Source organism: Virgibacillus salexigens (assembly GCF_014905415.1).
GTDB lineage: Bacteria > Bacillota > Bacilli > Bacillales > Amphibacillaceae > Virgibacillus > Virgibacillus salexigens.
The window spans coordinates 243,231-267,242 of the sequence record NZ_BNEO01000003.1 but is presented as its reverse complement, the minus strand read 5'-3'; the positions used below and the strand labels follow the sequence as shown (position 1 = coordinate 267,242).

Below are 24,012 nucleotides of genomic sequence, written 5' to 3'. Positions count from 1 at the left end.
ATATTCACTGGTGTTCCACCACCATTCTCTGTCTCCCTTTTGGTTCAATCATTTTCCCAGGATTCATAATTCCATTTGGATCAATCGCCTGTTTAATACTTCGCATTGCCTCAATCCCATGTTCTCCAGCTTTCAGGTGTAAATAAGGCAGCTTCATCATGCCTACTCCATGTTCTCCGGTAATTGTGCCACCTAATGCTACTGCCTGTTGAAAAATCTCTTCAAACGCTTTTTCTACTAATTCAATTTCTGCTTCATCCCTAGCATCTGTTAGACAAGTAGGGTGTAAATTACCATCCCCAGCATGACCAAATGTACAAATGTTTAATTGATATTTTTCTGCAATTTCACCAATTGCTTTTACCATTTTTGCAATTTCAGACCGTGGTACGGTAGCATCCTCCAAAATCGTAGTCGGCTTTAAACGGGATAACGCAGATAATGCGGATCTCCTTGCAGCGGTTAATTGCTCTGCTTCCTCCACTGTTTTCGCTACTTGGACGTCAAATGCGCGATTATCCTTACATAGTTCTTCAATCTTATCCATATCACGGTCTACTACTTCAGGTGGACCATCTTGTTCAATTAATAATACCGCCTTCGCCTCAACTGGCAAACCGATTTCAGCAAAATCTTCAACTACTTGAACAGTTGCTTGATCAAGAAATTCTAATGTTGCAGGAATAATTCGATTCGCAATAATTGCAGAAACGGTTTCAGCAGCTGCTTCTAAATCCTCATAAAGTGCTAGCATTGTCTTTTTTGTTTCTGGCTGAGGGATTAACTTCAAGATAGCTTTCGTAATGACTCCAAGTGTCCCTTCCGCTCCTATATATAACCTAGTTAAATCATAACCTGCAACATCTTTCGCCAATTTCCCACCTGTTTGGATGACTTCACCGTTAGGTAAAACAATCTCGAGACCAAGCACATAATCTCTAGTAACACCGTACTTCAATCCACGAAGACCTCCAGAATTTTCACTAATATTGCCGCCAATTTGTGAAATATGCATGGATCCGGGATCGGGAGGGTAAAACAAACCAACATCGATAGCAGCATTTAAAATATCTTTCGTATAAACGCCTGGTTCTACAGTCATGGTTAGATTTTCTTGATCTATTTCCAATATGTGATTCATGTGTTTAAATATAAGAACAATTCCACCTTTTGTTGGTGTCGTACCAGCGCATAAATTTGTCCCAGAACCACGCGGGACAATTGGAATCTTATGTTCATTACAAACCTTCACCACACCAGCTACCTCTTCTGTGTTGCGAGGGGCAACCATGGCATCAGGTAATGCTTGGAATCTTGCTGTAGAATCATAAGAATAAGCTAATAAGCTCGCATTATTATCCTCTACATTCTCAGCTCCAACAATGGCTAGCAATTTCCCTTTCACTTCACTATGTAACATATGCATTCTCCTATTTCATACTATTTTTATTTTATAAAATATTAACGAAAAAAAATATGTCTATAAACACAAATATTTTCATTAGATAACGGATACATTTGTACATATGCACAGTTACTATTCTTCCAGAGAAAATCGGAATCCTATATATAGGAGCATTAAATCATCAATACTTTTTAGATCAAGCTGCGTCCATGAAGCAATTCGATTTAAACGGTAGGTTAAGGTATTCTTATGAATATGTAAATGATCAGCAGTAACCTGCATCTGCATATCATGTTCAAACCAACTGTTTAGTGTATGCATCAAGACCTTATCGGTGATTAACTTCCCTAATGTCCGCTTAACAAATTGATGTTTCGTTTCAGAAGATAATTCATGTTGAAGCATCTCGAATCGTAAATCAGATTCAAATACAACAGGTGATTGCTGATTCGCATGTTCACATGCCTTTATTGCCTGTGAAAATGAATCAGATAGCCGCTCCGTACTTGTCTGTCTCCCAATTCCAGCATATAATCGGAACCCATTTATTTGCTCCACTCGTTCTAAGAAGTAATTGATTTTTTTTGATAGTCTGTATTGATCGATATCTTCAATAAGCATAACAATTCTATCTTGTCCCCATCGAATAAATAGCACCTCTATTGTATAATCCCAAATATTCTTGACCATTTCTAATTGGTGATAAGAAAGATTAAAATGGGTCTCCTTGCTTTTAAGCACGATAACTTGATGGTATTGGTACATATTAATTTGTAAAAAATTACTTCTCTCATCTAAACTTGTTAGATCAATGGTATGATTTAGCCAATCAAATATAAAAAATTCAATATCACGCATCTTACTTTCCTGATTGATTCTTGTTAGGGAATCATGGATAAATAATTCGGTTACTTTCTGGACAAGCATTGCATATGGTTCAACAATTTGTGGATCACCAGTAATACCCAGCACACCTAAGGGAGCATCGTTAATAATGATGGGGATAACAATGCCGTGCCTTACACCTTGCAACTGATGAACCAATTGATCCGTCATAATCATCTTTTCTTTTTTTTGCATTGCAAGAAAAGCACCTTCATGAAAGATGCCAAGCCTTTCTGTGTTCGTGCTTGCCACAATAACTCCTTGTTCGTTTGTTAATATTACTTGTTCCTTTATTAAACGATTAATTTCCAGTACAATCGATTGGTATAATCGATCGGTTTGAAATAGACTGTCCATTTCCATTCACCCAATTCCTTTTATATACTATTCTTAGTATAAAATAGACTAAAAAATAAAACAGCCAGAAGTAAATTTCCTTCCAACTGTTTTCACCCTACTTCATCTTTTCAAATTCTTGAATCATTAACTCATAAGACATTGCCCCAAACGCTTTATAATGAATATAACCTTTTGAATCAATTAAATACGTTGTGGGAATTGGTTTTATTTGATAATTCTCACTGACTTTTCCGTCTTTATCTAAAAGTATAGGAAAAGATAACTTATATTCCTTGGCAAATTGCTGAACATCTTCTGCCTTTCTTTCCGTATCGGTTAAATTAACTGCTAGGATAACGATATCTTTATCCTCATAAAAACGTTGCATATCCGGCATTTCATTTCTACAAGGAGGGCACCAAGATGCCCAAAAGTTTACCATTACTTTCTTCCCTTTAAAATCTTCTAATCGATATTCCTTTCCATCCAGTCCCTTCAGTGTGAAATCAGGAGCAAGCTTCCCGACATGAATACCTGTATCCAGGTTAGTTGGCTTTATTGTATTATTCACTGGCTGTGTGTTTTTTTCTTCTTGGCGAGCTGAAAAATCACTAACAGAAAGGAAATAGATAATTCCAGCAACAGCAATAATGGAAACCAATATTCGTTTACTATGTTTCATACATGTCCTCCTTGAATTCCTTCATATATTATTTGGCTTTATTATTCCACATCAATTACGTCAACATACTACTTTGATATAATACTAAAAAAGGGGGACTAAATGGGATGTTGAGAAAAGGAAAATCCAATTGCATTACTGATATTTCTGGGATATCCGTTGGGCATGTTACTTTACATCATCAAATCGATAAGGAAACAACAGTTTGTACTGGAGTGACAGCCATCCTCCCACATAATCGAAATGTTTTTCGAGATAAAGTGCATGCTGGTAGTGCTATACTAAATGGATATGGAAAAACAACAGGGCTGATCCAAGTAAATGAGCTAGGTCTCATTGAATCACCAATTATGTTGACGAACACTTTTAGTGTTGGTTATGTATGGCAAGGAACCATGGAATACATGCTTAAAACAACAGAAGAAATTGGTGATACCGCTAGTTCAATTAATATTGTCGTTGGTGAATGTAATGACAGTTATTTAAATTCAGCAAGGTATCCAGCCATTTCTCCAGTTCATGCTATAGAAGCCATTCAGACAGCAAGTACTTCCCCTGTAGAAGAAGGTGCAATTGGTGCCGGAAAAGGGATGGTCTGTTTTGGTTATAAAGGAGGAGTAGGTACTGCATCACGAATAGTAGAAGATCAAAATGAACAGTATCACATTGGCTGTTTAATTGTCAGTAACTATGGTAAACGCGAGGATGCACAATTTGCTTCCTGGCCAACTATAGAATTAGATACCCCTGATGGATCGATTATGATGATAATTGCAACGGATGCTCCTCTGTATGATCGTCAATTGAATCGAATAGCCAAACGTTGTGCAGCTGGTCTTGGACGAACTGGAAGTCACTTAGATAATGGTAGTGGAGATATCGCTATTGCGTTTTCTACCGCACATACCTATCACCAGAATAAGCAATCTATGAAAGCATCCTTGACCTACTTGCGTGATGAGCATCCAATTATGAATCAGTTATTTCAAGCAGTTACAGAAATAATTGAAGAAGCAGTCGTGCGGTCATTAAAAACAGCCGTAACTACGGTTGGGAGAAAAGGAAGAATTATTGAAAGAGCACCTTTAGTATAATCACTTGGTACGAATGTTTTAAATTTAATGCACTGGGAATACACAGAGTACAACGTTATAAGAAAAACTCTGATGGAAAGGAAGAGTTCTCATATGAAACGCACAAATTTAAAACATTTTATTAATGGCGAATGGGTGGAATCGACTGGTTCCGAAACCATTGATGTTATTAATCCAGCAACAGAAGAAATAATCGGTCAAATTAGTTCAGGTACAAGCGAAGATTTAGATAAAGCAGTAGATGCAGCTAAAGCTGTACTTCCAGCATTTTCAAAAACAACGAAAGAAGAACGTATTCAAATGCTTGAAAGCATTGCTGCGGAATATGAAAAAAGAAAAGATGAATTTATTGAGGTCATGACTGCTGAATTAGGTGCTCCCCTGTCAATATCTGAAGATGTGCATTATCAAATGGGATATAATCATTTTACTCATGCAGCAGAAGCATTAAAATCCATTACATTTGAAGAGGAGCGAGGTGGACATACGATCCGTAAAGAATCCATTGGTGTTAGTGGTTTAATTACGCCATGGAACTTCCCTACCAATCAAACATCTACGAAGATTGCAGGAGCGATAGCAGCAGGGAGCCCAGTTGTTCTAAAACCTGCATCCATGACCCCGTTTGCGGCAATTATGCTAGCTGAAATTATTGATAAAGCTGGTGTTCCAAAAGGTGCATTCAACCTTGTAAATGGCACTGGTTCTACCATTGGCAATGGGATTAGTGCACATCCAGATATTGACTTTGTATCCTTTACAGGATCAGGAAAAGTTGGGGAGAAAATTATGCAAAATGGAGCAAAAACAATTAAAAAAGTAGCTCTAGAACTTGGTGGTAAATCACCACTTGTTGTTCTAGAAGATGCCGATGTTGAAGAAGCTGCAAAAACAGCAGTTTCCAATATTATGATGAATACAGGACAAGTTTGTTCAGCGGCAACACGTGCCATTATTCCAAGCTCTATGAAATCGGATTTTGAAGAAGCGATTAAGAAAGTATTACCTTCCTTTAAGTATGGAGATCCTCAACAAAAAGAAAATACAACAGGCCCACTTGTCTCCAAAGATCAATGGGATACTGTTCAATCCTATATCCAAAAAGGGATAGATGAAGGTGCAACATTGCTAGTTGGCGGTAAAGGAAAACCAGAAGGTCTAGAAACAGGATACTTCGCTAAACCCACCGTATTTACGGATGTATCCAATGATATGGCAATTGCTCAAGAAGAGATTTTTGGTCCAGTTCAAACAATCATCACATATGATGATTTAGATCAAGCAATCGAAATTGCTAATGACACCATTTACGGACTTGCGGGTTATGTAGTTGGAAAGGATAAAGAAACATTAACCTTTGTAGCTAATCATATTAAGGCTGGCCAAATCCAAATAAATAATGCACCAACTGACTTCTTTGCACCATTTGGCGGATATAAGCAATCTGGCATTGGCCGCGAATGGGGCGACTTTGGAATTGAAGAATATCTAGAAGAAAAAGCAGTGCTCGGGTTACCTTCTTAAGCAAACACAAAGGAGAGGTTCTTCCATATTGGAAGAACCTCTTTACATATTCGTTAATCTTCATCCTTCACATCTATATCCTCAGGAATAGGCTCATTTAAATAATCTTGTATCATTTTTCGATATTTCTCCATTTGTTCAAGATGAGTAGTGAATTGTTCTTTATTAATTAAATATTGATCTCCATCGTGAACCGCTCGAATTCTTCCCTGTAAAACAAGCGCATTAATCTTTTGTTCCTCCATAGATAAATAATCCGCTGTCTCCGATATGGTTAGATACATTGTCCTCCATCCCTTTCTATACATTTTGGAAATGTAACTTACCTAAGAAATTGTACCACTACCTTGCTTATGTCCTTCATTATACTATTCCAATACCTAGTCTAAAAACAAGAGAATCCCTAGTCAATTTCAACTCATTATTGTACCAGGATATCCCTATATTCCGGCGTTCTTTCCATTTTATTTTTGGCATAGGGACAAACAGGATTTACTTTTTTCCCTTCTTCTCTAGCATAATTCACGACTTCCTCTACCAACTTCCCCGCCACTCCTTGACCACGTAAGTCATCCGAGACTTCTGTATGATTGATAACAACATCCCCATCGTCAGAAAAACCATACGTTATGACAGCTTTTGGGTACTGTTCATCTTCCCCAAGAAAAAATTTTTGGTCACCTTTTTGAATGTTCATGCGATACTACTCCTTCTTCGAAATGTTTTATATACTAGTCTTAAACAAAACGAGGAATCTATGCAATATACAGTAATCCAATCAATTATTTCCAAGTTATCCCCTTAAATTATTCCCCTTTTTGAATGGTAATTCCCATTAGTTTTTGAAGTTCTTCTTCATTTTTTATTAAGTCATCTAAAGTATACGCTTCAAGAACTTTAAAAAAAGCAACTAGCGCCTTATTAATTACATGTTTTAACGTACAACCCGGAGAAATCACACAGTGATTTGTTCCTTTATCAAAACACTCTAGCATTATAAAATCATTTTCAAGCTGGCGAATTAATATTCCGACATTAATTTCATTTGCAGGTTTAGCTAACTTGATACCACCGTTTCTACCTCTTACAGACACGATTAATTCTCTTTTTGAAAGTTCATGAACTACTTTTTTTAAATGCTCCTGAGAAATATTATATACGTCAGAAATTTGCTTAATGGTTGCCAGTTCTTGCTTTGATTTTAATCCTGTAAATATTAACACACGTAATGCATAGTCTGTATATTTCTTTAAATTCACCCTCATCACACTCACTTGTTAATAACTTCACATTATTGTAACACATATTGACTTCATCCCCATTGTAATAGGAAAAATAGTTCCATACAATAAAGGTGTATTAAAAATACATCTTTTAAAGGAGTAGTTTTTATGACAAATGCCACGGAAAGCTTAGACAAGAGAACAATAGACGTTATTAAAGCGACTGTACCAGTATTACAAGAACACGGAGAAAAAATAACAAAACAATTTTATCGTCTGATGCTTGCGAATCATCCGGAATTAAACAATATCTTTAATCAAACGAATCAACAAAAAGGTGCACAATCAAAAGCATTAGCAAATACTATTTATGCAGCTGCAGCAAATATTGAACACTTAGAAGAAATAGTTCCTCATATAAAACAAATCGCACATAAGCATACGAGCATAAATATAAAAGCTGAACAATATCCAATTGTTGGAAAATATCTGCTATTAGCGATTAAAGAAGTCTTAGGGGATACAGCAAATGAGGAAATATTAAAAGCTTGGGAAATGGCATATAACGTCATCGCAGAAATGTTTATAACCATAGAAACAGAAATGTATGAACAAACACAACAAAAAATAGGTGGTTGGGTAGGATACCGTGATTTCACGGTGATTAAAAAAGTTGTAGAAAGCGAAGTAATTACCTCTTTTTACCTAAAACCAACGGATGGTTTACCAATACCTAAATACAGACCAGGACAATATATAACCATTAAGGCACAAATAGAAGATGAGCCCTTTGATCACCTACGACAATATAGTTTATCAACTGCTCCGAATGCCGAATTTTATAGAATTAGTGTAAAACGTGAACCGGGAAATGCATATCCCAAAGGGATCGTTTCGAATTTTCTTCATACAACGATACATGAGGGATCTATTCTGCCAATAAGTGCTCCTGCTGGAGACTTTACCTTAGATTCAGAATGCCAAACACCTTTAGTTCTAATTAGTGGGGGCGTGGGATTCACTCCGTTAATGAGTATGTTAGAAACCGTTATTGAAAAGCAGCCCCATCGACAGGTTATCTTTATCCATGCGGCAAGGTCAGCCAAACATCATGCAATGAAAGACAGAGTGAAAAACCTTACAAAGGAATATGCAAATATAACAAATTATGTTGTCTATGGTAACGATCATGATGATTGTGATAAACATGGTCATATTGATTATGAATGGCTCCATCGTGTAATTCCTACCACGAATGCATCTTTTTATGTTTGTGGTCCAAATGGATTTATGCAAACCATCCTTCGTATTTTAAGAAAAATGGAGGTGAAAGACGGCGCTATTCACTATGAAACATTTGGACCATCTGCAGATATTAGCGCCTAAAGGCAAAAGAAACAAGAATAAATTTAATTCCGAACTACCATCCAAGGATACAAAATTATATCCGGAAAGTAGTTCGGAATTTTTCTAAGAAGTAACATTATTGCCACCGAATGTAATGAGGTACCGTTTATCAAATGAATTAAGGCAACCAGTGATGTGAAAGTAGCTGAGAGCATGGCCGGTCAAATCGGAATGGAAAACATAAAATAAATAATTAAATTTAGAGCTTTCGTTTCCGTATACCTCTATCGCTTTATCTTAGAAATAAATAAGAATAGATACATGATTGATTCACTTTTAATCATACTAGAAATGAGATGATAACATGAAATTAAAAGATAAAGTCGCTATTATTACTGGTGGAGGAGCAGGGATTGGAAAAGAAACTGCTCTGATATTTGCTAAAGAAGGAGCGAAAGTTGTCTTCACTGACATTAATGAAGACTCCGGAAAACGATCGGTAGATGAAATAAAGGCAATAGGGGCTGAAGCTACTTTTATAAAGCATGATGTTAGTAAAGATGCAGGTTGGAAATAAACAGTTGAAAAAACGCTATTTAGCCATAAACAGATCGACATTTTATTTAATAATGCTGGAATCTCAATTAATAAACTATTAATAGAGACAGAATTAGAAGATTGGAATAAACTAATGTCCATTAATGTAACTGGTGTGTTTTTAGGAATGAAACATGATGTTCCAATCATGGCCGAACAAAAAAATGGTTCCATAATTAATGCCTCCAGCGAAGCAGGAATCATCGGTACACCTGGCCATGTTTTATATGGCGCTAGTAAAGGTGCAGTTCGGATTATGACCAAGGATGGTGCGATGGAATACGCTCAAGCAGATGTACGTGTAATTTCTATCCATCCAGGGTATATAGAAACTGCAATGGCAGATTATGCTTCTGAACAAATTGGCCGTTCTAAGGAAGAATTGGACAAAACCTATCTCTTAGGACGAATGGGAAAGCCTGCCAAAATGGTATTATTCTTAGCTTGCGACGATTCATCTTTTTCAACTGGAGCAGTTTCTAATTGATGATGGATCGACAGTAAATTAATTTAAGGAGTTTTTGCAAATGAGACTAGAGAACAAAGTAGCAATTATTACAGGTGGAGCTAGTGGAATTGGCGAGGCTACAGCTCGTTTATTCGCACAGGAAGGCGCTAAAGTAGTTATTGCTGATTTAGCCGATCGTGGTCAGGAGATTTCACATGATTTAATTCAACAAGGATATGAATCCCTATTTGTTAAAGCTGATGTAACCAATGAAGAACATACAAAGAATATGATCGAACAGACGGTTCGTCAATTTGGACAGCTTGATATCATGTTTGCGAATGCTGGAATTGCCAATGAAGCTAATATTCATGAAATGTCATACGAGCAATGGAAAAAAACCATGGATATTAACTTATCAGGTGTTTATCTTTCCGATAAATATGCGATTGAACAAATGCGGAAACAAGGAACCGGAGGAGCTATCGTTAATAGTGGTTCCATTCATAGTTTTGTCGGGAAAGATGGGGTGACAGCATACGCTGCCGCCAAAGGTGGAGTTAAATTACTCACCCAAACATTAGGAATTACGTATTCAAAGGAAGGCATCCGTGTTAATGCAGTTTGTCCAGGGTATATCGACACTCCGTTAATTGCTGATTCGCCGAAGGAAGTAAAAGAACATCTTGTCAATTTACACCCTATGGGTAGACTCGGTCGAGCGGATGAAGTGGCAAAAGCAGTGCTATTCCTCGCAAGTGAAGATGCGTCATTTATTGCTGGAACTACTTTATTAGTTGATGGTGGCTATACAGCACAATAATTTAGAAGGAAAACAAAGAGGATCAAATTTTACTGATCCTCTTTGTTCATGATAGGCTCTTCTAGTTCTTGTTTTGATAACCAAGTTTGAGATAGCATTATCGGTATCATAAGGAGTCCAGCCCAAATCTAAATGGATCATCCATTTTTGCATGGTTGTGGAAACCTACGAAAGACATAGAATAATCCTAATAAAAGTAGCCTATATGCAATTAGTAAAAATAATAATTTTATAATATTCATATTCTCCATATCGAAATTTACAAACTCTCTATAATTATTTAAACGGTTCCACACCACTTTCCAAAATGGAGAACGTTTGATGTTCACAATCGATCTCGGCCATCGCTCCATACGGGATAACAATTTTAGGTTCGGTATGACCAAAGTTCAAATTATATAATATTGGCAAATCCTCTAGCTTATACTCACGCATTACCATGCGTATCGCTCTTTTATATTCTTCATAAAAGGCTTCATCTTTAGGCTTTGCAAATACAATTCCATTGGTGTTTTGTAATAGCCCCTGTGCAGCATAATTACGCAGCCAATAGGTCAGTAGAACAGGTGATGATTTTACTTCAGAAGTCTCAAAAAAAAGGATACTATTTTCCCAGTGATTACTAGTCGGCCAAAGCTCGGTCCCTTTTGTAAATTCTAATACCTCCATACACCCTCCAATTAATCGTCCAGATACAGTACCAGAACCTTGAAGCAGCTCGTACCCTTTGTTTGGTTGCATCTTCCGTTTAATCTGATTATTAGTTTCGACTGTCCAATCTAGAAATTCACTTGTCCAAGCCGTCGCCTGTTCTATTTCACCAATAGGTGTGCTTGTAAACAGCGTTTGCTTAATGGAATGAATGGTATAAGCATGCATTTCTACATTTTCAGCAAAATCCGTTAGAATTGCTGGTCCATAGAATGATGATATGCCAGCTTTCAAGTTGATTAGATGTTGAATGGTACTATCCGAATACCCCATAAAAATTTTGGGGTTATCATGAATCACTTCTAAATCTAAATATGGCAATAACCGGATACTATCATCACCTCCTATGTTAGCAATGATTGCTTTAATGGAAGGATCTTTAAATGCGATCATTAAATCTTCCGCACGTGCTTGTGGATTTTCATATAAGTAGGAGGTCCCTTTCAAGCTATTCGGCATCGGTACAGCATGTAGACCAAACACGTCTTTTAAACGCTTTACTCCTATCTCATATCGCGTTCTCAATTCAGGGTCTCCCGCTCCACCCCAGCTTGGGCTAACAGTTGCTACTTTATCTCCTGACAATAAATGTTTAGGTTTTTTTAACACCTTTCTTATTCCTCCTTGACTATAAAATAACTATCATATGCTCCCTCCATCACATAACCTAATTGTTCTGCTAATCTAGCAGATGCTAAATTAGCAGCATCCCAACTTGGATACCACCCTTTTTCAAGACACTCTAGTATTAATGCAGATGCTGTAATTTTAGCCAAACCTTTTCTTCTATAATCAGGATTTGTACCGATTTCGATTTCAATCCCATCATTATATACACTATAAGACGATGCTCCACATACGACCTTTCCATTATATAAAACACAATATCCTATCCCTCTTTCTAAAAAATCCTCTATAGAATGAAAATTTCCCGTGAAATCTTCTGAAATAGCATGTAACGATGGATTTAGAATATTGCTTCGATCGATACGTTTTAATTCATAGTTCTCTGGTAGTTTAGCGACATAATCTTCTAGTGGCTTTATCTTTAAGTCGGTAGCCTGTTTTCGAAAGCGATATCGTTTGATTTTTTCAAAGGCCCCCTGATACCTTGCCTCTAGCTGGTCTGCCCATTCTTTGGTATGAACAATAGCTAGTATTCGATCAGGAATATTGCCTAATAATTCAGTTGCTGTATTGGAATAAGCATCTCCAGCAAAGAAGGTAAAGTCACCAACTGTAATCTGAGCTACAGTCGGATGCACTGGATCATCAACCCAAGCTTCTCCCATATGGCCTTGTAGACAACTTAAAATCTGTGTATCTTTGAGACCTTTAAATAAGGGATACAGTTTTTGCTTAACTTTAAAGTCTGTCTTCACGATCATTCATAAAACATCCTCTATTTATCATTTCTTCACACAAAAAAATAGAATAATAGTAAACTATCAGTAATGGAACACTTTAATTTAGTAATTATTTGAATAATCCACACAAATCCATATTATCATATTCGTCATGGAATGATTAGCCTTTTTTACATCCATTGATAATAGCCAATGTAACACCCAAATTGGTTAAGCCCTTACGTAACATGTGATACATTCCATTAATGAGTTACAGCAGGAAAGATAAACATGTCATAAAACAGTTACACAAGGTGCTTCGCGTATTTCCCTTATCTTCAATCACCACGTTACTTCCCGTTATCTTAATCATTTTACAAAATCGTTAATCTTTCTTCCCATAATCGTAAAGGGAATTGTATGATCTGGAAAGAAGGAGTTGCTAATACCCGCCACTCTTACTTTTTATATAATGATTGACCAATGATATTATTTACTGTGTGGTTAATACTACTGTCTGATTAGGGATTCTTTTCAAGATCTCCTCTAAAAATTGTTGTCCATATCCACTTCCTTGAAAGCTAGGTTCCACGGCCAATTCTACTAGTTCAAAACAATCGGTTAGCCAAAATGCAGCTTATTCCTCCTTCATTGCCTCACGAAGTACTGTGTTATAATATTAATTCGTTTTGTTATTTTGAACATTATCTTCCTCTGATTGCCAAATGATCTGTCTCTAATCACCTTTTTTATGAGGACCAAATAAAAATTTCCCAGCAGTATGAAGTGTAAAAGTCAACATACATTCAAAGTAATCCAATTATTTACTTTGAAACCAAAATATACAATAAATGAGACAAATACCCTACATTTATGAAGTGATTACTATAAAATAACAAACAAATTAGTAGTAATATGTCGTAATTTATATCATTTTGACTTTCTTTGTTGAAACTATTGCATTTTCATATAGAAATAATCATACTTACACTTGTGTGTTCTGAGACTTATGCCCTAACATTTTTATAATCAAGAAAGGAAGAAGGAAAATGAAGATCGTTGAACCAAAAGTTACAAGATTAAGCAAGGCGATTAGTAAGAAAAAAAAAGAGATGATAGAATTGGGTCTAAAATATGGACTGACTGATAAGCGAACGGTTAAATGTAGTCAACAGCTTGATACGCTATTAAATTTGCAAAACAATTTAAAACCAGTATATTTAACTGGATTTATTGTCATGTTTTGGGTATGAACTGAATGAGTTATCATTCATTATTTGATTGGTACATCGATTGAATATACCTTAAATCATCAAGAACGTTTGCCACTTCTTCCTGATTTAAGAAGATTGGCATTTGATCATATAAAGTTAATACTTGACCATCAACATTAGGATGACTGTCTAAGTACCTCATGATTTTGGTTAACTGATTCTCAGAGAGATTAGATTCGGTAGCGAGCTGTTTAAATTGCTTTACTATAAAATCATTTGTGTTTAAATCAAGTTCACCTGATATAAGCTTACCATTTAAATACATATGAACCACACTCCAAACATTTTCGAATAGTATTAGTTATGTCCTTGTTGTATCAAGTTATTACATAAAAAACGTATTGGGCGAACGACCCAATACGCTAGTTTTGTTACAATATTTTATTTAAAAATTCTTTTGTTCGATCAGATTGGGGGTTAGAAAATAGTTGATCGGGTTTCCCTTCTTCAACAATAACACCATTATCCATAAACAACACTCGATCACCCACTTCTCTAGCAAAACCCATTTCATGTGTCACGACAAACATGGTCATTCCCTCTTTAGCCAGTTGTTTCATCACTTCTAATACTTCTCCGACTAATTCAGGGTCTAACGCAGAAGTGGGTTCATCAAACAACATCATTTTCGGTTCCATGGCCAGTGCTCGTGCGATAGCAACACGCTGTTGCTGGCCACCAGACAATTGCTGAGGATATTGTTCAGCTTTATCTCCTAATCCAACTTTTGCTAGCAATTTCTCTGCTCTTTCTCTTGCATCCTGACGACTAATATTTCTTACTTTTTGAGGTGCAAGCATTAAGTTTTCAATGACTTTCTTGTGAGGAAATAAATTAAACTGTTGGAAGACCATTCCTACTTCTGTACGCACCATATTTATATCTGTATTAGAATCATTTAAGTTATTCCCATCCACAATCACTTCACCACTAGTAATTGATTCCAGCATATTTAAGCAACGTAAAAAAGTACTTTTTCCAGAACCGCTTGGACCAATTACACAAACTACTTCCGAGGGCTGAATCTCACAATTTATTCCTTTAAGAACCTCTGTTTTTCCAAAGTTTTTGTATAAACCTTTTACTTGAATCATTAAATATCCAGCCTCCTCTCAATAATCCGTAATACAAATGATAATGTCAGCGTAATAGCCAGATAAAAAACTGCTACCGTTGTATAAATTTCCACCGCGTTAAAATGGTTGGCAGCGATTAATCGACCTTGAAAAATCAACTCCGGCACTAATATTACGGATAAGAGTGAGGTGTCCTTAATACTAATAATAAACTGATTCCCTAATGGAGGAATCATTCGTTTAAATGCCTGTGGCCAAATGATATATCGCATTGTTTGTCCATGGTTCAGCCCTAATGAGCGACCTGCTTCCATCTGCCCTTTATCAATTGATTGTACTGCCCCACGAACAATTTCAGCAATATAAGCACCTGAGTTCAACGCAATGACGATAACCCCGGCAATTATGGACTCGATTTCAAAGCCAATGATTAGTGGTAGGGCGAAATATATCCAAATTGCTTGTACCAATACAGGTGTACCCCGAATAACTTCTACATATATTGCAGAAATGCTCTTAATAAGTTTATTATTAGCTATTCTCCCTAGTCCAAAGATTCCACCAAGAACAAATCCAATAATTAAGCCAATAACAGAAATGAGTAAGGTATAATAAAGTCCTGTAAATAATTCAGGTAAGAAATCAATCACTTGCAGCCAATTAAAATTCACCATTTGCTTCACCTCGCTAGTCAGAGAAAAAGGAGCTGCCCTAAAAGTCAGCCCATCCAAACAAGAAGATTCTCCTCTTTTACTCGTAACGACCCAGTTTCCATATGAGCATCAATTTTGTTACTACGTATTCAAACTGTCCAATCAAAACAGGAGATTCCCTATTCATTATTGCTTATTCTTCATGAGGCTGTGCTCCTTAACGACTTGTAATCGTTCGAATTCTGTTATTCTGGTTTTTTTCCAAACCATTTTTCATAGATTTCATCGTATTTACCGTTTTCCTTTAAAGTTGCTAATGCATCATTAATAGCAGTAACTAATTCTTCTTGCCCTTTCGAGATTGCAATACCGTAATCCTCAGCTTGGTAAAGGTCACCAACAACTTTTAGGTTGTCTCCATTTGTTTGAATGTAATAATTTACATTCGGAGCATCATATAAAATAGCATCAGCACTGCCATTTTCAACAGCTAAATACGCTTGATCAAGCTGTTCAAATTGACTCGCCTCCGCATTTTCAATGTTCTCATCGATATATGAAGCACTGGTAGATCCTAGTCTAGTGGCAATTGTTTTCCCCTCTAAATCTTCAATCCCTTTAACAGAATCGTTATCACTACGGACACCAATTGCTAATCCAGATTCATAATATGGCTCACTATAATCAATCTTCTGTTTTCTTTCTTCAGTAATACTTATACCAGCAATCGCAATATCAAACGAACCAGTCTGCAAGCCAGGAATAATTCCATCAAAGTTCGTTGTTTCTAATTCGATTTCAAACCCAGCTTCATCCGCAATGGCATGAATAAGATCGATATCGAAGCCAACGTATTCGCCATCTTCTTTGAATTCAAACGGCACGAAGGATGTATCACTAGCTACTGTGTACGTATCTTTCAACTCACCTTCACTATTATCACCATTTTCCGCATCCCCTTCAGAAGAACCACATCCCGCTAAAACAAGACCAATTAAAATCAGAATACTCAGTAATTTCCATTTGTGTTTATTCATGTAAAAACCCCCTTGGTAATAAAAAAATGAATACCCTTTAATAATAACAAAGATATGATTATTTAAAAAATTCTAAACGAGCGGAAATTGTCGAATGAACGTGATTCCTTGAATTTCTCACCTTAATAATTTGAAAATACGTATAAATCGTACAATTAACTCTAAATAACTAGTAGACTATCTTCTCCACTTCCATTTTATGAATAAAGATGCTTTTCTAATTCCTGTCGAATGTTGTCAGGAATTAACTCAGATACTTGTTTCTCTTGATTGTAATTTACATATACAGCTTTACCTTTCGCGCAGTGGTGACCTCTTTGATAGACTTCCTCATATAATTCAAGGCTGGTATTACCAATTCTCTTTACCCACGTATGTATTTCTACCGGAGTCCCAAAATAAATTTGACTAAGATAGTCTACTTGAATAGATAGTAGTATCATTTTCCAATTTGCAAAGGAATCATCTGGGGTAAATAATTTAAAGATGGGATTTCTTGCTGCCTCTAGCCAGATTGGTATGGTCGTGTTATTAATATGTCCAACTCCATCCGTTTCAGAAACACGTGGTTCGATCCTCATCTGAAACATATCCTATTCCTCCTTCATCTATCAGTTTAAGATTTATTATACCGCAACTTTTCACTAGATTATAATCCGTATTCAATTTGTTCGAATTACTAACATCTATGATAAAAATGGATCGTCCCTTCTCTTATTCTAGGCATTTTCACTCATTTTTCCGAATTTTTGTAAGATTTCCTTCCATTATAGTAGTGACATCTATTATTCTATGTTTAACTAGAAATAATTATTTAATTTTTCAAACTATTAAAAAAGAAGGGAAGGTTAGAATGGAAAAGGCAATGTTAGTAGCTAATAACCCGTTCATTTGGGTAATCGCTTGTTTGATTATAGCCGTCATCGCTTTTCAAGGGATTATATTTATCCGAATCGCCTCAAAGACAAGTGCTAGCGTAGGGTTATCTCAACACGAAGTAAAAACATCTCTTAAAGTTGGGGCCATTAACTCTATTGGACCTTCCTTAGGCATTATGATTATCGCTATTTCACTTATTACCTTGTTGGGCAACCCACTTACTTTAATTAGAATTGGAATTATCGGATCAGCTGCAACGGAATCAATGGGAGCTTCTATCGCTGCTACTTCTTTTGGAACAGAATTAGGTTCATCTTCGTTTACGTCTCAAGCATTTACCACTGTAGCATGGGTATTAAGTTTAGGGGGATGTGGTTGGTTATTGTTTGTAGCCTTATTTACAAAACATTTAGGGAAATTCCAATCCTCTATAACGAACAAAACAAAAGATAAAGGCTTTCCAATCATGATTATTATATCTACAGCTGCAATGCTTGGCATATTCGGTAATTTATTAACACAGGAATTATTTAAAGGATACGAATCAGTTATCGTTATTATTGCTGCAGCAATTACCATGATCGTTGTTACGCTTGTTGCTAACAAGTTTAGAAAATTAAAATGGTTACACGAATGGTCACTAGGTCTGGCTATACTTACAAGCCTATCTGTTATTTACTTCATCATCTAACGAATGGGAGTTGTTTTAATGGAAGTGAGCGAAAAGTTTCTTCATACTGAACGGATAAAACAATCTGAAACGATAAAAATGAGTGAGTTTCATGCGAAATCTCACTTCTGGGGTAGAATCACCATTTGGACAATTATCGGACTAACTTTGTCTTTACCAATTTGTCTTTCATTTGTACTTGGCTACCATCCAGGTTGGCCCCCTATTCTATCTGGTTTAACTGCTTATATAGCTGTTATTGGACTTGTTTGGGTAGTAGAACCAATTTCTTATTTTCCAACACTTGGCGTATCTGGGACTTACCTTGCTTTTTTGACCGGTAATATCTCTAACATGTGTTTACCCTCTGCTGGAGCTGCTCAATTAGCAGTTGGTACAGATCCAGGTACGAAAAAGGGAGAAATCGTAGCCACTCTTGCTATTGGAGCCGCTTCTTTAGTTAATCTAGCGATATTAACCGTAATTATCATCTCCGGTTCCTTTATCGTTTCGATGCTTCCTGATTCTGTTCGTGCTATTTTCCCATATATTGTTCCTGCTATTTTTGGCGGTATTTTTGCTCAATTTGCAATAAAAAAACCTTTATATGGGTGCATTGCATTAACAAGTGGTTTACTCATATATCTGTTACCTATTCCAAGTTTTTTTAAAGGCTTATGTTGTATTGTTATTACTATAAGCTTATGCATCTTTATAGAAAAGAGAAAACATCAACAATCACACGCATAATAAAGGAGAATTTACATGGCAAAAAATTCCATTTTAGACTGGTTAGATGAAAAGCAATCTTTTTTTTCGGAAATAGCTAATGACATATGGGATCACCCACAGCTTGCTTATGAAGAAACCTATGCAGCAACTTTACAAATGGATACATTACGGCAAGCAGGATTTACCATTAAATCTGATATTGCAGGAATACCTACGGCATTTGTCGCAGAATTCGGTAACTCACAGCCGATCATTGGCGTATTGGGTGAATATGATGCATTACCAGGCCTGTCTCAAAAAAAATCAACAACTCGACAGGAGATTAATCCAAATGGCCCTGGTCATGGTTGTGGGCATAACCTGCTAGGTACAGCAGGAGTCGAAGCTGTTATTGCATTAAAAACAGAAATGGAGAATAATCAATTATCAGGGACCATACGATATTATGGATGCCCAGCCGAAGAAGTTCTATCAGGTAAAACATTTATGGCTAAAGAAGGAGTATTTGATGATTTAGATTGTGCTTTAACTTGGCATCCTGGAACCTCGAATATTACAGCAAGTTTCAGTATGCAAGCAATGGTATCCATCAAATTTCATTTCAAAGGAATAACTGCACATGCTGCTGGTGCTCCCCATGCTGGTCGAAGTGCTTTGGATGCAGTTGAACTAATGAACGTTGGAGCAAACTATATGCGAGAACATACATTAGACGGTTCACGTATTCATTATGTTATCTCGAATGGTGGACTTGCGCCAAATGTTGTACCAGATAACGCGAGTGTTTGGTATTATTTACGAGCTGCTAGCAAAGCACAGGTAGAACAGATGCTAAGGAGAATAAGAAAAATTGCTCAAGGAGCCGCACTAATGACAGAAACAGAAGTCAGCGAGGAAATGTTGGCTAATGCTTATGATACCCTGCCGAACAATACATTGAACGATTTGATGTATGAGAATATGATAACTGCCGGATCACAGAAGTTCTCACTAGAAGAAGATTCCTTTGCTAATGATTTGGTAGCTACGGTAGATCAAGAAATTGTCCAATCCGCTAAGCAAAGTATGGGAGTTACCTTCAAAGAACACTTGCCTGAAGACTTCTACAATCTTCAACATTTGAAAGGTACTTCCATTGGTGGCTCAACCGATGTTGGAGATGTGAGCTGGATTACACCTGTGGGACAGATTATGACAACTTGTGCCCCTATCGGCGTGCAGCCACATTCTTGGCAAGCTACTGCTTCCTATGGATCTTCTATTGGGTTAAAAGGGATGCATCTAGCCGCTAAATCAATAGCTCTCACTTTATACGACCTGATAACGAACGAATCCGTTATTGATAAAGCTAGAAATGAATTTGAAAAAGACACAAACGGAAAAGGGTACACTGCTGGTATCCCAGATTCCGTACAGCCTCCGGTCCTTCCAGTACCGAACGTATAGCTTCAGAACATGAGCCAACTTAAATAGTGAGACTTCTGCGAGAACAGCATTGGCAGAGATCCACTTAGCTGAGACCGTGCTCGCGAAAAATGAAACCATCGTTTGGATTCTCCGTCCTGTACCATAGGAGTTATCATTATGTCTCAGCTTTTTTAATAAATCCTATTCTTTTAAAACAAAAACAGGTTGTCAGATTATGACAACCTGTTAATCATGTAATGGAGTGATTCAACTATTCCCCTAATACGGTTTTAGCTATTTTCTTATCTAATTCTTCAAAATCATGATACGAAATCGTTTCATATAATTCTTTTCTCGACTGCATATCAGAGACCCCGTTTTTTTGTGTTCCTTCTTCTTTAATTAAGTTAAAAATGCGCTCATAAGCTTTCGCTGCAACTCGTAAGGAAGTAACTGGATATATAACCATACTAAAGCCCATGCTTTGAAATTCTTCTGCTGTTATATAAGGTGTTTTTCCAAACTCTGTCATATTAGCTAATAAAGGCACATGTACTTTTTCAGCAAATAAACGAAATTCTTCATCGGTTTGAAGTGCCTCCGGAAAAATGGCATCTGCCCCAGCTGCCACATAATTTGTTGCACGTTTAATTGCAGCATCTAATCCTTCGTTTGCACGTGCATCTGTTCTAGCAACAACTACGATGGATGGAGCAACCTTTTTAATCGCTTGAATCTTTTGTTCCATTTCCTCAACTGTCACAAGCTGCTTTCCATTCAAATGGCCACATTTCTTCGGTAACTGTTGATCTTCAATTTGAACAGCTGCAACATTTGCTTCGAACATTTCCTGTGCAGTTCGCGCTACATTTAACACTCCTCCAAAGCCGGTATCAATGTCTACAAGCAATGGTATATTTGTTGCACGAACAAGCTCTTTCGCACGCTCTGCTACTTCAGTAGATGTCACAATACCTAAATCAGGTAAACCCTTGCTCGCTGTATATGCTCCCCCGGATAAATAAAGCGCCGAGAATCCAGCTTCTTTAGCTACAAGTGCTGCCATTGCATCATGTGCACCTGGAATTTGTAAGATCGATTCTTCGTGTATTAATTCTTTAAATGCAGTGGCTAGTTCTTCTTGTGTTTTTGGTCGGTCAACGATCCATGCCATACCAATCGGCCCCTCCTTGTTACTTCACTAATAAATCCATGAATTCATTCACATTCATTGCTGTAAGCTTATCATAATCATAACTTACTTCTTCAATTTGTTGTAGCTGTTTTCTTGAATACTGTGTTGCTAGGTTTGCAGCATATTTCTCCAAGATTTTTGGTACAGCCTCATCTCTACGGAAACGATGGCCTAGTGGATATTCACAATCTACCTTTTCCGTCGATGTTCCATCCTTAAAATGAACTTGAACAGCATTTGCGATCGATCGCTTATTTGGATCTAAATAATCTTTTGTATAATCCTTGTTTTCCGTGACCACCATCTTATCTCGCAATGTATCAACACGAGGATCTGCAGCCACTTCATCTTCGTAATCTTCAGCTACAATGTTCCCTTTTAACAGACCAATTGCTGTTATATACTGAATACAATGATCTCGATCGGCTGGATTATATAACGGTCCTTTTTTATCGATAATACGAATCGCAGACTCGTGGGTTGTTATCCTAATCTCATCAATATCATCGATACGATCCTTGACTTCTGGATATAATTTCACAGCTGCTTCTGCTGCCGTTTGTGCATGAAATTCTGCAGGGTAAGATACTTTAAATAGTACATTCTCCATAACATAACTATTAAAAGGTTGATTTACTGTTAATTCCTGCTTGTTAAATAACACATCTTGAAACCCCCATCCTGGAGCGCTTAAAGCTGTTTGATACCCCATCTCACCTTTAATAGCCATCATTGCTAAACGAACAGCACGACTTGTCGCGTCTCCAGCAGCCCAAGACTTACGTGAGCCAGTATTAGGTGCATGCCGGTAAGTACGCAAGCTCGAATTATCAATCCATGCATTGGATAAGGCATTAATTATTTCTTCACGCCCCCCACCCAACATTTCGGTAACTACCGCCGTAGTGGCAACTTTTACATAAAGAACATGGTCTAAACCTACACGATTTAAGCTGTTTTCTAAGGCAAGCACACCTTGTATCTCATGTGCTTTAATCATTGCTTCCAAAACATTTTTTACTGTTAAAGGCGCTTTCCCCTTTGCCAAACGTTCTTGGCTTACAAAATCAGCTACTGCAAGAATGCCACCTAAATTATCCGATGGGTGACCCCATTCGGCAGCAAGCCATGTATCATTATAATCTAACCATCGAATAATGGCTCCAATATTAAATGCGCCTTGTACTGGATCAAGAACATGGGAAGTTCCTGGTACTCTTGTACCATTTGGTACTACTGTTCCAGGCACGATAGGGCCTAGATGCTTCGTACATTCCGGATAGTTTAATGCCAATACCCCACAACCAATTGTATCAATAAGCACATAATGCGCAGTTGAATATGCTTCTTCACTTGTAATTTCTTTATTCAAAACATAATCGGTAATTTCCTCTAACAGCGTGTCTGTTTTTTTCTGTTCCTCTACTTTTAACATGTTTTTCTTCCTTTCTAACAAAAAAGTTCTTCATTCGTTTGATCTTAATAACTCTTGCCAACATAGTTAACACGTGGTCTGAAAAGACGGTTATGCTCGTGTTGCTCTATTACATGCGCAGCTAAACCAGCCGTTCGCGCACTAAAGAAAATAGGAGTATATAAACCAATTGGGATACCTAACATCCAATAAACAGGCGCCGCGTAATAATCAAGATTAGGATAAAGGCCTTTTTCCTCTTTCATTATTTTCTCTCCAGCTTCACACATTTCGAGTAAAAGATGGTCCCCCTTTTCATCACATAATTGCTTTAATGATTCCTTCATTACTAATGCACGAGGATCCATTTTCTTCATATAAACACGATGACCAAATCCCATGATCTTTTCTTTTTTTACCAGTTTTTTATGAAGCAATTCTTCAAATTCAGCTTCAGATTTTGCTTCATTTAACATGTACATAACCGCTTCATTCGCACCACCATGTAAATTTCCTTTTAGTGAAGCTACTCCACCTGTAAGCGCTCCATACATATCCGAATTAGTAGAAGCAATTACTCTTGCAGTAAATGTTGAATTAGGCATTTCATGTTCACTATACAAAAGTAACGAGCGGTCAAAAATTTCGGCCTCTACATTTTCTGGCTTCTTTCCAGTAATCATATACAAAAAGTTAGCACTATACGCTAAGTCTTGGTTTGGTTGCACAGCCTTTTGCCCCTGAATCAGTCTATAGCTATTAACTGTAATAGCGGGAAGTTTGCCTAATAATGCATAAGCACGGCTTTTATTCGCTTCCAAGGAACGATTATCGATATCCTCATCATAACCAGAAAGCGCTGACAATCCTGTGCGTAAACCATCCATTGGGTGCGTATTCTCTGGTAATAACGCTAAAAGATCCATTATATTTGAGGGAATATGATAATTTGAAGTTAGTTTTTTCTCTAAGTCAGCTTTTTCTTCTTGATTCGGTAGTTTTTTATCTAATAAGAGATGCACAATATCAATATAATCATTCTGTTTTGAAAGATCGATTAATTCATGCCCTCGTATAATAATTTTCTCTTGTTCCGTATCAAGAAATGAAATGGCTGTCTCTGAAGCTATCACTCCATCTAATCCTGGGACATACTGTTCTTTCGTACTCATATATATCCTCCTTTTAGAATTATTGATTCACTATATTTCTGTAATTTCTTTATTTTCTATCTCTATTATAGAATTGAAA

The 24,012-nt window shown here is 36.8% G+C and carries 24 protein-coding genes and 2 pseudogenes; 9 read left to right on the top strand and 17 right to left on the bottom strand.

All coding sequences use genetic code 11. The features are described from left to right. Positions 1-4: 4 nt before the first annotated feature. From glcD to JKP73_RS15290, 3 genes are all read right to left on the bottom strand, one after another. Positions 5-1,420, bottom strand: a complete 1,416-nt coding sequence (glcD, locus tag JKP73_RS15300) for a glycolate oxidase subunit GlcD (protein WP_021290657.1) — start codon at positions 1,418-1,420, stop codon at positions 5-7. Positions 1,421-1,537: 117 nt separating this feature from the next. Continuing rightward, positions 1,538-2,647 (bottom strand): CdaR family transcriptional regulator, encoded by a 1,110-nt coding sequence (locus tag JKP73_RS15295; protein WP_160807432.1) that lies wholly within the window; start codon positions 2,645-2,647, stop codon positions 1,538-1,540. 97 nt (positions 2,648-2,744) lie between these two features. Then, positions 2,745-3,311, bottom strand: a complete 567-nt coding sequence (locus JKP73_RS15290; RefSeq protein WP_021290659.1) for a TlpA family protein disulfide reductase — start codon at positions 3,309-3,311, stop codon at positions 2,745-2,747. A gap of 107 nt (positions 3,312-3,418) precedes the next feature. On the opposite strand from JKP73_RS15290, the gene JKP73_RS15285 reads away from it, so the two are divergent. Continuing rightward, positions 3,419-4,405: a DmpA family aminopeptidase gene (locus JKP73_RS15285; protein ID WP_200411532.1), complete on the top strand. Its 987-nt coding sequence runs from the start codon at positions 3,419-3,421 to the stop codon at positions 4,403-4,405. 93 nt (positions 4,406-4,498) lie between these two features. Continuing rightward, positions 4,499-5,929, top strand: a complete 1,431-nt coding sequence (locus tag JKP73_RS15280) for an aldehyde dehydrogenase family protein (RefSeq protein ID WP_021290661.1) — start codon at positions 4,499-4,501, stop codon at positions 5,927-5,929. Positions 5,930-5,982: 53 nt separating this feature from the next. Here JKP73_RS15280 and JKP73_RS15275 read toward each other — a convergent pair whose 3' ends face one another. The 3 genes from JKP73_RS15275 to nsrR all read right to left on the bottom strand — a co-directional run bounded on the left by JKP73_RS15275 (position 5,983) and on the right by nsrR (position 7,188). After that, entirely contained in the window at positions 5,983-6,213 is a 231-nt protein-coding gene (locus JKP73_RS15275; RefSeq protein WP_021290662.1) for an excisionase family DNA-binding protein, read from the bottom strand. Positions 6,214-6,350: 137 nt separating this feature from the next. Beyond that, entirely contained in the window at positions 6,351-6,626 is a 276-nt protein-coding gene (locus JKP73_RS15270) for a GNAT family N-acetyltransferase (RefSeq protein WP_021290663.1), read from the bottom strand. 109 nt (positions 6,627-6,735) lie between these two features. Continuing rightward, the gene (gene nsrR / locus JKP73_RS15265; RefSeq protein WP_031335407.1) at positions 6,736-7,188 is read right to left on the bottom strand and encodes a nitric oxide-sensing transcriptional repressor NsrR; all 453 of its coding nucleotides are present in this window, start codon (positions 7,186-7,188) and stop codon (positions 6,736-6,738) included. 132 nt (positions 7,189-7,320) lie between these two features. Between nsrR and hmpA the strand changes: the two genes are divergently transcribed. The 3 genes and pseudogenes from hmpA to JKP73_RS15250 all read left to right on the top strand — a co-directional run bounded on the left by hmpA (position 7,321) and on the right by JKP73_RS15250 (position 10,367). After that, positions 7,321-8,538 carry an NO-inducible flavohemoprotein gene (hmpA, locus tag JKP73_RS15260; RefSeq protein ID WP_038247399.1) on the top strand — a complete coding sequence of 406 codons (1,218 nt, stop codon included), beginning with the start codon at positions 7,321-7,323 and terminating at the stop codon, positions 8,536-8,538. A 325-nt stretch (positions 8,539-8,863) separates the two neighbouring features. Next, positions 8,864-9,605: pseudogene (locus JKP73_RS15255) on the top strand (SDR family NAD(P)-dependent oxidoreductase). An 18-nt stretch (positions 9,606-9,623) separates the two neighbouring features. Continuing rightward, positions 9,624-10,367 carry an SDR family NAD(P)-dependent oxidoreductase gene (locus JKP73_RS15250; RefSeq protein WP_021290668.1) on the top strand — a complete coding sequence of 248 codons (744 nt, stop codon included), beginning with the start codon at positions 9,624-9,626 and terminating at the stop codon, positions 10,365-10,367. A gap of 276 nt (positions 10,368-10,643) precedes the next feature. Here JKP73_RS15250 and JKP73_RS15245 read toward each other — a convergent pair whose 3' ends face one another. From JKP73_RS15245 to JKP73_RS23640, 3 genes and pseudogenes are all read right to left on the bottom strand, one after another. Then, positions 10,644-11,687, bottom strand: a complete 1,044-nt coding sequence (locus JKP73_RS15245) for a S66 family peptidase (protein ID WP_038247389.1) — start codon at positions 11,685-11,687, stop codon at positions 10,644-10,646. Between the two features lie 5 nt (positions 11,688-11,692). Next, complete coding sequence (locus JKP73_RS15240; protein ID WP_021290670.1) at positions 11,693-12,466, bottom strand: GNAT family N-acetyltransferase; 774 nt, start codon at positions 12,464-12,466, stop codon at positions 11,693-11,695. 451 nt (positions 12,467-12,917) lie between these two features. Beyond that, positions 12,918-13,031, bottom strand: a pseudogene (locus tag JKP73_RS23640) (N-acetyltransferase); the annotation flags it as partial. Between the two features lie 442 nt (positions 13,032-13,473). On the opposite strand from JKP73_RS23640, the gene JKP73_RS15230 reads away from it, so the two are divergent. Further along, a complete protein-coding gene (locus JKP73_RS15230) occupies positions 13,474-13,677 on the top strand; it encodes an aspartyl-phosphate phosphatase Spo0E family protein (RefSeq protein WP_021290671.1) in 204 nt (67 codons plus the stop codon). A 13-nt stretch (positions 13,678-13,690) separates the two neighbouring features. Here the strand turns inward: JKP73_RS15230 and JKP73_RS15225 are convergent, their stop codons facing one another. The 5 genes from JKP73_RS15225 to JKP73_RS15205 all read right to left on the bottom strand — a co-directional run bounded on the left by JKP73_RS15225 (position 13,691) and on the right by JKP73_RS15205 (position 17,054). After that, positions 13,691-13,963 carry a hypothetical protein gene (locus JKP73_RS15225; protein WP_021290672.1) on the bottom strand — a complete coding sequence of 91 codons (273 nt, stop codon included), beginning with the start codon at positions 13,961-13,963 and terminating at the stop codon, positions 13,691-13,693. A gap of 106 nt (positions 13,964-14,069) precedes the next feature. Next, the gene (locus JKP73_RS15220; protein WP_200411531.1) at positions 14,070-14,792 is read right to left on the bottom strand and encodes an amino acid ABC transporter ATP-binding protein; all 723 of its coding nucleotides are present in this window, start codon (positions 14,790-14,792) and stop codon (positions 14,070-14,072) included. Next, a complete protein-coding gene (locus JKP73_RS15215) occupies positions 14,792-15,448 on the bottom strand; it encodes an amino acid ABC transporter permease (protein ID WP_031335408.1) in 657 nt (218 codons plus the stop codon). Before JKP73_RS15215 ends, JKP73_RS15220 begins: the two co-directional genes overlap by 1 nt. A gap of 224 nt (positions 15,449-15,672) precedes the next feature. Further along, complete coding sequence (locus JKP73_RS15210) at positions 15,673-16,464, bottom strand: glutamine ABC transporter substrate-binding protein (RefSeq protein WP_021290675.1); 792 nt, start codon at positions 16,462-16,464, stop codon at positions 15,673-15,675. A gap of 197 nt (positions 16,465-16,661) precedes the next feature. After that, positions 16,662-17,054 (bottom strand): acyl-CoA thioesterase, encoded by a 393-nt coding sequence (locus JKP73_RS15205; protein ID WP_021290676.1) that lies wholly within the window; start codon positions 17,052-17,054, stop codon positions 16,662-16,664. A gap of 263 nt (positions 17,055-17,317) precedes the next feature. On the opposite strand from JKP73_RS15205, the gene JKP73_RS15200 reads away from it, so the two are divergent. The 3 genes from JKP73_RS15200 to JKP73_RS15190 are packed head-to-tail and all read left to right on the top strand — an operon-like array spanning position 17,318 to position 20,191. Next, complete coding sequence (locus tag JKP73_RS15200) at positions 17,318-18,034, top strand: DUF5058 family protein (RefSeq protein ID WP_200411530.1); 717 nt, start codon at positions 17,318-17,320, stop codon at positions 18,032-18,034. An 18-nt stretch (positions 18,035-18,052) separates the two neighbouring features. Next, a complete protein-coding gene (locus JKP73_RS15195) occupies positions 18,053-18,763 on the top strand; it encodes a hypothetical protein (protein WP_021290678.1) in 711 nt (236 codons plus the stop codon). A 15-nt stretch (positions 18,764-18,778) separates the two neighbouring features. Then, complete coding sequence (locus JKP73_RS15190; protein WP_021290679.1) at positions 18,779-20,191, top strand: amidohydrolase; 1,413 nt, start codon at positions 18,779-18,781, stop codon at positions 20,189-20,191. A 232-nt stretch (positions 20,192-20,423) separates the two neighbouring features. Here JKP73_RS15190 and prpB read toward each other — a convergent pair whose 3' ends face one another. Genes prpB through mmgD form a run of 3 tightly spaced genes read right to left on the bottom strand, consistent with a single transcriptional unit; the run spans position 20,424 to position 23,933 of the window. Beyond that, positions 20,424-21,326 (bottom strand): methylisocitrate lyase, encoded by a 903-nt coding sequence (gene prpB / locus JKP73_RS15185; RefSeq protein ID WP_021290680.1) that lies wholly within the window; start codon positions 21,324-21,326, stop codon positions 20,424-20,426. A gap of 19 nt (positions 21,327-21,345) precedes the next feature. Continuing rightward, positions 21,346-22,782: a 2-methylcitrate dehydratase gene (prpD, locus tag JKP73_RS15180; protein ID WP_038247383.1), complete on the bottom strand. Its 1,437-nt coding sequence runs from the start codon at positions 22,780-22,782 to the stop codon at positions 21,346-21,348. A gap of 44 nt (positions 22,783-22,826) precedes the next feature. Then, complete coding sequence (mmgD, locus tag JKP73_RS15175) at positions 22,827-23,933, bottom strand: citrate synthase (protein WP_200411529.1); 1,107 nt, start codon at positions 23,931-23,933, stop codon at positions 22,827-22,829. Between the last annotated feature and the right edge of the window lie 79 nt (positions 23,934-24,012).

Excerpts from the sequence above, each read along its gene's own strand:
- glcD (WP_021290657.1), bottom strand. The coding sequence starts at position 1,420 with ATGTTACATAGTGAAGTGAAAGGGAAATTGCTAGCCATTGTTGGAGCT.
- JKP73_RS15295 (WP_160807432.1), bottom strand. The coding sequence starts at position 2,647 with ATGGACAGTCTATTTCAAACCGATCGATTATACCAATCGATTGTACTG.
- JKP73_RS15290 (WP_021290659.1), bottom strand. The coding sequence starts at position 3,311 with ATGAAACATAGTAAACGAATATTGGTTTCCATTATTGCTGTTGCTGGA.
- JKP73_RS15285 (WP_200411532.1), top strand. The coding sequence starts at position 3,419 with ATGTTGAGAAAAGGAAAATCCAATTGCATTACTGATATTTCTGGGATA.
- JKP73_RS15280 (WP_021290661.1), top strand. The coding sequence starts at position 4,499 with ATGAAACGCACAAATTTAAAACATTTTATTAATGGCGAATGGGTGGAA.
- JKP73_RS15275 (WP_021290662.1), bottom strand. The coding sequence starts at position 6,213 with ATGTATCTAACCATATCGGAGACAGCGGATTATTTATCTATGGAGGAA.
- JKP73_RS15270 (WP_021290663.1), bottom strand. The coding sequence starts at position 6,626 with ATGAACATTCAAAAAGGTGACCAAAAATTTTTTCTTGGGGAAGATGAA.
- hmpA (WP_038247399.1), top strand. The coding sequence starts at position 7,321 with ATGACAAATGCCACGGAAAGCTTAGACAAGAGAACAATAGACGTTATT.
- JKP73_RS15250 (WP_021290668.1), top strand. The coding sequence starts at position 9,624 with ATGAGACTAGAGAACAAAGTAGCAATTATTACAGGTGGAGCTAGTGGA.
- JKP73_RS15240 (WP_021290670.1), bottom strand. The coding sequence starts at position 12,466 with ATGATCGTGAAGACAGACTTTAAAGTTAAGCAAAAACTGTATCCCTTA.
- JKP73_RS15230 (WP_021290671.1), top strand. The coding sequence starts at position 13,474 with ATGAAGATCGTTGAACCAAAAGTTACAAGATTAAGCAAGGCGATTAGT.
- JKP73_RS15225 (WP_021290672.1), bottom strand. The coding sequence starts at position 13,963 with ATGTATTTAAATGGTAAGCTTATATCAGGTGAACTTGATTTAAACACA.
- JKP73_RS15220 (WP_200411531.1), bottom strand. The coding sequence starts at position 14,792 with ATGATTCAAGTAAAAGGTTTATACAAAAACTTTGGAAAAACAGAGGTT.
- JKP73_RS15215 (WP_031335408.1), bottom strand. The coding sequence starts at position 15,448 with ATGGTGAATTTTAATTGGCTGCAAGTGATTGATTTCTTACCTGAATTA.
- JKP73_RS15210 (WP_021290675.1), bottom strand. The coding sequence starts at position 16,464 with ATGAATAAACACAAATGGAAATTACTGAGTATTCTGATTTTAATTGGT.
- JKP73_RS15205 (WP_021290676.1), bottom strand. The coding sequence starts at position 17,054 with ATGTTTCAGATGAGGATCGAACCACGTGTTTCTGAAACGGATGGAGTT.
- JKP73_RS15200 (WP_200411530.1), top strand. The coding sequence starts at position 17,318 with ATGGAAAAGGCAATGTTAGTAGCTAATAACCCGTTCATTTGGGTAATC.
- JKP73_RS15195 (WP_021290678.1), top strand. The coding sequence starts at position 18,053 with ATGGAAGTGAGCGAAAAGTTTCTTCATACTGAACGGATAAAACAATCT.
- JKP73_RS15190 (WP_021290679.1), top strand. The coding sequence starts at position 18,779 with ATGGCAAAAAATTCCATTTTAGACTGGTTAGATGAAAAGCAATCTTTT.
- prpB (WP_021290680.1), bottom strand. The coding sequence starts at position 21,326 with ATGGCATGGATCGTTGACCGACCAAAAACACAAGAAGAACTAGCCACT.
- prpD (WP_038247383.1), bottom strand. The coding sequence starts at position 22,782 with ATGTTAAAAGTAGAGGAACAGAAAAAAACAGACACGCTGTTAGAGGAA.
- mmgD (WP_200411529.1), bottom strand. The coding sequence starts at position 23,933 with ATGAGTACGAAAGAACAGTATGTCCCAGGATTAGATGGAGTGATAGCT.